At 52.2% G+C, this 8,493-nt stretch carries 5 protein-coding genes; 3 read left to right on the plus strand and 2 right to left on the minus strand.

The features are described 5' to 3' along the window. Nucleotides 1-140: 140 nt before the first annotated feature. Nucleotides 141-3,284: an exonuclease subunit SbcC gene (sbcC, locus tag EA14781_RS11670; protein WP_000698975.1), complete on the minus strand. Its 3,144-nt coding sequence runs from the start codon at nucleotides 3,282-3,284 to the stop codon at nucleotides 141-143. Further along, nucleotides 3,281-4,483, minus strand: a complete 1,203-nt coding sequence (gene sbcD, locus EA14781_RS11675) for an exonuclease subunit SbcD (RefSeq protein ID WP_001221335.1) — start codon at nucleotides 4,481-4,483, stop codon at nucleotides 3,281-3,283. Before sbcD ends, sbcC begins: the two co-directional genes overlap by 4 nt. Nucleotides 4,484-4,671: 188 nt before the next feature. Between sbcD and phoB the strand changes: the two genes are divergently transcribed. The 3 genes from phoB (at nucleotide 4,672) to brnQ (ending at nucleotide 8,440) form a co-directional block, all read left to right on the plus strand. After that, entirely contained in the window at nucleotides 4,672-5,361 is a 690-nt protein-coding gene (phoB, locus tag EA14781_RS11680; protein ID WP_000113933.1) for a phosphate response regulator transcription factor PhoB, read from the plus strand. Nucleotides 5,362-5,418: 57 nt separating this feature from the next. After that, nucleotides 5,419-6,714, plus strand: coding sequence for a phosphate regulon sensor histidine kinase PhoR (phoR, locus tag EA14781_RS11685; RefSeq protein ID WP_000893629.1), 1,296 nt, complete (start codon nucleotides 5,419-5,421; stop codon nucleotides 6,712-6,714). Between the two features lie 406 nt (nucleotides 6,715-7,120). Then, a complete protein-coding gene (brnQ, locus tag EA14781_RS11690) occupies nucleotides 7,121-8,440 on the plus strand; it encodes a branched-chain amino acid transporter carrier protein BrnQ (protein WP_000149646.1) in 1,320 nt (439 codons plus the stop codon). Nucleotides 8,441-8,493 lie beyond the last annotated feature (53 nt).

Raw genomic sequence — 8,493 nt, forward strand, 5'->3', positions numbered from 1 at the left:
CAACCGGGCATTTACAGGCCAGATAAGGCGCTCATGCCGCATCTGGCAGGTTGCCAGTCACCGTAACCAATCAATGCATAGCTTGCAGGATAATGATCAGTCAGGATTTCTCCCTCTGTATTCATTATCCTGCTGAATAGCTATTTCACCGCAAATGCATTGTCCAGTTTGCTGTAGCCCAGGCCGTTGATCTTTTTCACTTTGATCTGTACCGGAATGCGCTCTTTCATTGCGTCAACGTGGCTAATCACGCCGATAGTTTTACCGCTGGCGTTCAGTGCATCCAGCGCATCAAGAGCGGTATCCAGCGTTTCGCTATCCAGTGTGCCGAAGCCTTCATCGAGAAATAGCGAGTCAATACGCGTTTTATGGCTGACCAGATCCGAAAGCGCTAGTGCCAGCGCCAGGCTAACGAGAAAACTCTCGCCGCCGGAAAGGGTGCGGGTATCGCGTACCGCATCGGCCTGCCAGGTATCGATAACCTCAACTTCCAGCGTCTCGCTGGCTTTGCGCTGTAACAGATAGCGCCCGTGCAGACGGGTAAGTTGCTGGTTAGCCAGGTGGACCAGATTGTCCAGCGTTAGTCCCTGGGCGAACTTACGGAATTTATCGCCTTCTTTAGAGCCGATCAGTGCGTTGAGATATCCCCAGTCTTCGGCCTGTTGCGTCATCAGGGAAATTTGTTGCATCAGGGCCTGTTGCTGTTGACGATTATCTGCATCCTGCTTCAGTTGCTGGCGAATTTCCCCCTGTCGGGTGGTGCTTTCACGCAATTTTTGGTTAGTTTGTACTAACTCCTGCTGTATTTGTTCCACTGTTAAAGTGAGATCCAGCCCGGCAGGCGGCTGTTGCTGATGTTGTGTCAGCGTTTCAGACACCTGAGATGCCAGCGTTTGCGCCTGACGACGCTGGTTTTCCAGACGTTGTTTAAGTTGCTCCAGTTGGGTCAGCTTCTGTTCATCCATTAGTGCCGCAACGAACTCTTGCTGGTCGGCAAAGATGCTGCCCTGTAGCGCAGCGTCAAACTGCGCCTGGACTTTTTCCAGGTTTTGTTGCGCCAGAACTTCCTGTTGCTTTAAGGTCCGGCACTGGCTTTGTAACGCGAGGCATTGTTCATGAATTTGCCGCCAGTTTTCCAGCGCCACATTTTCTTCACTGTGTGGTAACTCATCACTTTGCGGTAATGTGTCCAGAATCGGCGTCAGTTGCTGAATACGGTTTTGCAGCTCGCTTAATTCATTCTGGCGCTGTTGCCAGCTTTGCGCTTCTTGCTGGCGTGCTGCCAACCAGCTCTCTTCTTCATTTTCCTGCGGTAATGTCAGCGCGTAACTTGCTAATGTTGCAGAGGGTTGCTGATGGCGTTGTTCTATTTGTTGTTGATACTGAGTAATTTGCTGATTATGTGCGGCAATTTGCGCCTGCAATTCATGGCGCTGACTGAGCAATCGCAACTGTTGTTCGTGCTCATCTTGTGCATCAAGCCACGGTTGAATATCGTCCTGCGGCTGCAACGTGATATTCAGGCTGTCTGTGACGGCTTGCCACTGTTGAGTAAGCGCTTGCTCATCTTGCCGGATGCTTTGCGCTTCGTTCTCATCGCGCTGAAGCTGCTTTGTTAATGCATCCAGTTGCCCACGCAGCGACGCGCCTTCTTCGCCGAGCTTTTTCACTTCCTTTTCCAGCGTCAGTAAGCGGGCCTGATTAACCCCCAGTTCCAGCGCCTGATAGGCCTCGACCGCCGGGTGGCTGGTGGAACCGCAAAGCGGACATGGCTGACCCGCCTGTAACTGCGCGCGCTGGGCTTCCAGCGTTTTAATGCGTGCTTCCTGCTCGCAAATGGTTTTGACATCGGCAAGCTGCTGCGTCTTTTCTTTATAACGTTGGCGCATTTCTGTCAGCGCAGCGTTACGTTGCGTTTGTTCCAGCGTAACGCTCTGAATAGCGGCTTGTAGCTGCGCCAGCCGTTTTTGCTGAGGGACTATCTGCCCGTGCAGCGCAACCAGGCGCTGACGCAGTGGGCGTTGCTCAGCATGTTGCGCCTGGGCGGTAGCAGCTTCATCAGCGGTTAAAGTCAACGAGATCGCCGGAAGCGCATTAAGTTTTTGCCCGGCATGGTTTAACTGCTGTTGCCATTGCCGCAGATGTGCGCGATCGCTGGCCTGTTGGGAGAACTGCGCACGCCATCCGGTCAATTCGTTGTTCCACAGGCGAAAGCGGTCATTTTCCTGTAACCACGCATTCAGCGTTTGTTGACGGTGTTGTATTTCTGCTGACAAACGTGTTGCGTGGTGGCGAATGTTCGCGCGAAGCGCCATTGTGCTTTGTAAGCGAGTGTTCACTTCCTCAATCTGCTGACGAGTATGCGTCAGAGCAGCAGAGTGTTCTGCGATGCGTTCCCAGTGTGGACGGAGATTTCGCGCTGGCAGTGCCAGACGGAGTGCCGCCAGTTGGGGTTGCGCTTTTTCTTCCTCTGCCAGTGCCTGTTGCAGCGTTTGTTGACGACGGCGCGTTTCCTTCTGTAATTCATCCAGACGCGTTAACCAGTTTAGTGATTGTTGTTCTTGCTGTTGCGCGACAAGTAACTGTTTTTCTTCGTCAGTAAGTGCCTGCAAACTTTCTGTCAGCGATTGCACTTGTTCTGGTGCGAGCAACGCGACGCCGTTGGCCTGCGCTTGCAGTTTCTCCAGCTCAGTACGGGCCGATTTGTGCTGTTCAAAGACCATCGCCGAGATTTGCCCGTAGATTTCGGTGCCGGTTAACTCCTCGAGCAATTCCGCGCGCTCTTTCGGTTTGGCATTGAGGAAGGCTGCAAATTGGCCCTGCGAAAGCAGCATCGAACGGGTGAAACGTCCGTAATCCAGTCCGGTTAATGTCGCCGTTAATTCCAGCTTATCTTTTACTTTATCGGCAAGGATTTTACCGTCAGCACAGCGCGCCAGCTCTACGCGCGGCACCTGCAAATTACCGTCCGGCTGGTTGCGCGCCCGATTCTGGCTCCAGAATGCGCGGTACGCTTCGCCTTTGACTTCAAATTCAACTTCCGCCAGACATTCGGCGGTATCGCGGGTCATCAGATCATTTTGCGATTGTGAAATGGTTGAGAGGCGCGGAGTCTCGTGATACAGCGCCAGACAAATGGCATCCAGCAGCGTGGTTTTCCCCGCGCCGGTAGGGCCGGTAATCGCAAACAGCCCGTTACTGGCGAACGGCTCGCGGGTGAAATCAATCTTCCATTCGCCTTTTAATGAGTTGAGGTTTTTCAGGCGCAGGCTGAGAATTTTCATGCTTCATGTTCTCCGGCGAGGGTCTGCAATGTTGTGGCGAAAAGATGTTGCAGACGTTGATGCTGCGTTTCATCAAGTTCCTCCAGCGCCAGACGGCGATTAAAAACGTCTTCGACGCTAAGTTCGCTGAGAGTTTCACGCTGTTGGCTGGCCAATACACGCTCGCGCTGTTCGCGGCTCCGGCGTACCAGCAGGACTTCCACAGGCAGTGATTCAGTTAATGTCTGAATTTTGCGTTGAATATCATGTAGATACTCATCAGTAGTGATTTCAATATCCAGCCAGACGGGCGGGTTCTGCGGCGCATCTCGCCATTGTTCCAGTTGCGTGGTAATCGCCGCCAGGTCTCCTTTCAGTACCGCCATCGGTTGCGTTACCGGTACGCTCAGATTTTCCACGCTCTCTAATTTACCGTTTGAAAATGTCACCAGATGGACATATTTATTTTTGCCGCATTCATCAAAACTCAGAGGAATGGGGGAACCGCAATAGCGAACGTGCTCCATGCCGCCAATAATCTGCGCGCGGTGAATATGCCCGAGCGCGATGTAGTCGGCTGGCGGAAAGTTTTGTGCCGGGAAGGCATCCAGAGTACCTATATAGATGTCGCGCACGGCGTCGCTTTTGCTGGCGCCAACGGTCGTTAAATGCCCCGTGGCGATGATGGGCAGAGGCTGATCGCCGCGCAGCTTGCAGGCATCGGCATAGTGTTGTTGGTAATAGTCAGTGATCGCTGTCAGCAAATGCTGCTGTTTTTCAATACCGTTAAGCCCCGCCTGGCTGGTAATAATGTCACGCGGGCGTAAAAAAGGAATGGGGCATAGCACCGCGCCAGGCGTCCCGTCGCGACGTGGCAAGATTTGTGGGGCATGTCCGGCGCTGGCGACCACGGTAGTATTGAGGAACGCCATGATATCGCGCGATTCATTCAGCGTGGCTACCGAGTCATGGTTTCCTGCCAGTACCACCAGATGACAGCCGGTTTGCTGTAAATTGACAACAAAGCGGTTATATAACGTACGGGCGTAACTGGGCGGTGAGCCGGTATCGAAAACATCACCGGCAACAATAATCGCATCTACCTGATGGGTTTGCGCGGTCTCCAGCAGCCAGTCAAGAAAGGCCTGATGTTCAGCTTCGCGGCTTTTGCTGTAGAAGTTCTGGCCGAGATGCCAGTCTGATGTGTGAAGAATGCGCATAACAATTTCCTGGCGAAAAAGCATGAGCGCGATTATACCCAAACAGGTGTGTGATTTACTTTTTTCTGCGCCCGGAAATCAATAACCTGAGGACGAGTGCGACGTTCTTTTCATAAATCTGTCATAAATCTGACGCATAATGGCGTCGCATTAATGATCGCAATCTATCTCTTACAACAGGGCAAATCATGGCGAGACGTATTCTGGTCGTAGAAGATGAAGCTCCAATTCGCGAAATGGTCTGCTTCGTACTCGAGCAAAATGGCTTTCAGCCAGTCGAAGCGGAAGATTATGACAGTGCTGTGAACCAACTGAATGAACCCTGGCCGGATTTAATTCTCCTCGACTGGATGTTACCCGGCGGTTCCGGTATCCAGTTCATCAAACATCTTAAGCGTGAGTCAATGACCCGGGATATCCCGGTGGTGATGTTGACCGCCAGAGGGGAAGAAGAAGATCGCGTGCGTGGACTTGAAACCGGCGCGGATGACTATATCACCAAGCCGTTTTCGCCGAAGGAGCTGGTGGCGCGAATTAAAGCGGTGATGCGCCGTATTTCCCCTATGGCGGTAGAAGAGGTGATTGAGATGCAAGGGCTAAGTCTCGATCCGACTTCTCACCGGGTGATGGCGGGCGAAGAGCCGCTGGAGATGGGGCCGACAGAATTTAAACTACTGCACTTTTTTATGACCCATCCCGAACGCGTGTACAGTCGCGAACAACTGTTAAATCATGTCTGGGGAACCAACGTATATGTGGAGGACCGCACGGTCGATGTCCACATTCGTCGCCTGCGTAAAGCACTGGAGCCTGGCGGGCATGACCGCATGGTGCAGACCGTGCGCGGTACCGGATATCGTTTTTCAACCCGCTTTTAACGCCTTGCTCATCGGACGCAGAGCAGGGCTTATGATTTCTTAACTGGAGTATCTTACGTGCTGGAACGGCTGTCGTGGAAAAGGCTGGTGCTGGAGCTGCTACTTTGCTGCCTCCCGGCCTTCATCCTGGGTGCTTTTTTGGGTTACCTGCCCTGGTTTTTATTGGCATCGGTAACGGGACTGCTTATCTGGCATTTCTGGAATTTATTGCGTCTTTCATGGTGGCTGTGGGTTGACCGCAGTATGACGCCGCCACCGGGGCGTGGTAGCTGGGAACCGCTGCTGTACGGCTTACACCAGATGCAACTGCGTAATAAAAAACGTCGCCGCGAGCTGGGCAATCTTATTAAACGTTTTCGTAGCGGCGCGGAGTCGCTGCCCGATGCGGTGGTGCTGACTACGGAAGAGGGCGGCATTTTCTGGTGCAACGGTCTGGCGCAACAAATTCTTGGCCTGCGCTGGCCGGAAGATAATGGGCAGAACATCCTTAACCTGCTGCGTTACCCGGAGTTTACGCAATATCTGAAAACTCGCGATTTTTCTCGCCCGCTTAATCTGGTACTCAACACCGGGCGGCATCTGGAAATTCGCGTCATGCCTTATACCCATAAACAGTTGCTGATGGTGGCGCGCGATGTCACGCAAATGCATCAACTGGAAGGGGCGCGGCGCAACTTTTTTGCCAACGTAAGCCATGAGTTGCGTACACCGTTGACGGTATTACAGGGCTACCTGGAGATGATGCATGAGCAGCCGCTGGAAGGCGCAGTTCGAGAAAAAGCGTTGCACACCATGCGTGAACAGACCCAGCGGATGGAGGGGCTGGTAAAGCAGTTGCTGACACTGTCAAAAATTGAAGCTGCACCAACGCAGTTGCTGAATGAGAAGGTTGATGTGCCGATGATGCTGCGCGTTGTTGAGCGTGAAGCTCAGACTCTGAGCCAGCACAAACAGACATTTACTTTTGAAATTGATAACAACCTCAAAGTGTCTGGCAATGAAGATCAGCTACGTAGTGCGATTTCCAACCTAGTTTATAACGCGGTGAATCATACGCCGGAAGGTACACATATTACCGTGTGCTGGCAGCGAGTACCGCACGGTGCCGAGTTTAGCGTTGAAGATAACGGGCCAGGCATTGCACCGGAGCATATTCCGCGACTGACGGAGCGTTTTTATCGTGTTGATAAAGCGCGTTCCCGACAAACAGGTGGCAGCGGATTAGGGTTAGCCATCGTTAAACATGCGGTGAATCATCACGAAAGTCGCCTGAATATTGAGAGTACATTGGGTAAAGGCGCGCGTTTCAGCTTTGTTTTGCCGGAACGTTTAATTGCCAAAAACAGTGATTAATCCACTTTTGTCATTTTTTGTTTCCACAAGCCAGCCGACGCTGGCTTTTTTTGTTTGCAGTCAAAAAACGAACGCTAAATTTCACAACGAATGGTGATTTTTTGTTCGCATGATTAGCCATATCTTTTTCACTGAAATAGTGTTTTATACTGATTGATGATTTCTTATCGATATATACCTCTGGTTTTTAGATCCCTCCTTGCTTTAAAACGTTATAAGCGTTTAAATTGCGCATCAGATGCCGTCATACTGACTGCATTAAAGCGGTAAATCGAAAAACTATTCTTCGCCGCATTTGGTCGGGAGTTTTTCCCGCTAAAATTGTTTAAAAATACCGCTGTATCATCCCCAGGGATTGGCACAAAAATTTAACGTTACAACACCACATCCACAGGCAGTATGATTTATGACCCATCAGTTAAGATCGCGCGATATCATCGCTCTGGGCTTTATGACATTTGCGTTGTTCGTCGGCGCAGGTAACATTATTTTCCCTCCCATGGTCGGCTTGCAGGCAGGCGAACACGTCTGGACTGCAGCGTTCGGCTTCCTCATTACTGCCGTAGGTCTGCCGGTATTAACGGTGGTGGCGCTGGCGAAAGTTGGCGGCGGCGTTGACAGCCTGAGCACGCCAATTGGTAAAGTTGCAGGTGTACTGCTGGCAACGGTTTGCTACCTGGCGGTGGGTCCGCTGTTTGCGACGCCGCGTACAGCAACAGTCTCCTTTGAAGTGGGGATTGCGCCGTTGACAGGCGACTCCGCGCTTCCGCTGTTTATCTACAGCCTGGTCTATTTCGCTATCGTTATTCTGGTTTCCCTCTATCCGGGCAAACTGCTGGATACAGTCGGTAACTTCCTTGCGCCGCTGAAAATTATCGCGCTGGTTATCCTGTCTGTTGCTGCAATTGTCTGGCCAGCGGGTTCTATTAGTACCGCGACAGAGTCTTATCAAAACGCTGCGTTTTCTAATGGCTTCGTCAACGGCTATCTGACGATGGATACGCTGGGCGCAATGGTATTTGGGATCGTTATTGTTAACGCAGCGCGTTCTCGCGGCGTTACTGAAGCGCGCCTGCTGACCCGTTATACCGTCTGGGCGGGCCTGATGGCGGGTGTTGGTTTAACGCTGTTGTACCTGGCGCTGTTCCGTCTGGGTTCAGACAGCGCGTCGCTGGTTGATCAATCCGCGAACGGCGCGGCAATTCTGCATGCTTACGTTCAGCACACTTTTGGCGGCGGCGGTAGTTTCTTGCTGGCGGCGTTAATTTTCATTGCCTGCCTGGTTACGGCGGTTGGCCTGACCTGTGCCTGTGCGGAATTCTTCGCCCAGTACGTACCGCTCTCTTATCGTACGCTGGTGTTTATCCTCGGCGGTTTCTCGATGGTGGTGTCTAACCTTGGCTTGAGCCAGCTGATTCAGATCTCCGTACCGGTGCTGACCGCTATTTATCCGCCGTGTATCGCACTGGTTGTATTAAGTTTTACGCGCTCATGGTGGCATAATTCGTCCCGCGTGATTGCTCCGCCGATGTTTATCAGCTTGCTTTTTGGTATTCTCGACGGGATCAAAGCATCCGCATTCAGCGATATCTTACCGTCCTGGGCGCAGCGTTTACCGTTGGCCGAACAAGGTCTGGCGTGGTTAATGCCAACAGTGGTGATGGTGGTTCTGGCCATTATCTGGGATCGCGCGGCAGGTCGTCAGGTGACCTCCAGCGCTCACTAAATCACTGAAAATTTGTTTTAACCACGGGGCTACGATGCCCCGTGGTTTTTTGT

The organism is Escherichia albertii NBRC 107761 = DSM 17582, from assembly GCF_000759775.1.
GTDB classification, from domain to species: domain Bacteria; phylum Pseudomonadota; class Gammaproteobacteria; order Enterobacterales; family Enterobacteriaceae; genus Escherichia; species Escherichia albertii.

Excerpts from the sequence above, each read along its gene's own strand:
- sbcC (WP_000698975.1), bottom strand. The coding sequence starts at position 3,284 with ATGAAAATTCTCAGCCTGCGCCTGAAAAACCTCAACTCATTAAAAGGC.
- sbcD (WP_001221335.1), bottom strand. The coding sequence starts at position 4,483 with ATGCGCATTCTTCACACATCAGACTGGCATCTCGGCCAGAACTTCTAC.
- phoB (WP_000113933.1), top strand. The coding sequence starts at position 4,672 with ATGGCGAGACGTATTCTGGTCGTAGAAGATGAAGCTCCAATTCGCGAA.
- brnQ (WP_000149646.1), top strand. The coding sequence starts at position 7,121 with ATGACCCATCAGTTAAGATCGCGCGATATCATCGCTCTGGGCTTTATG.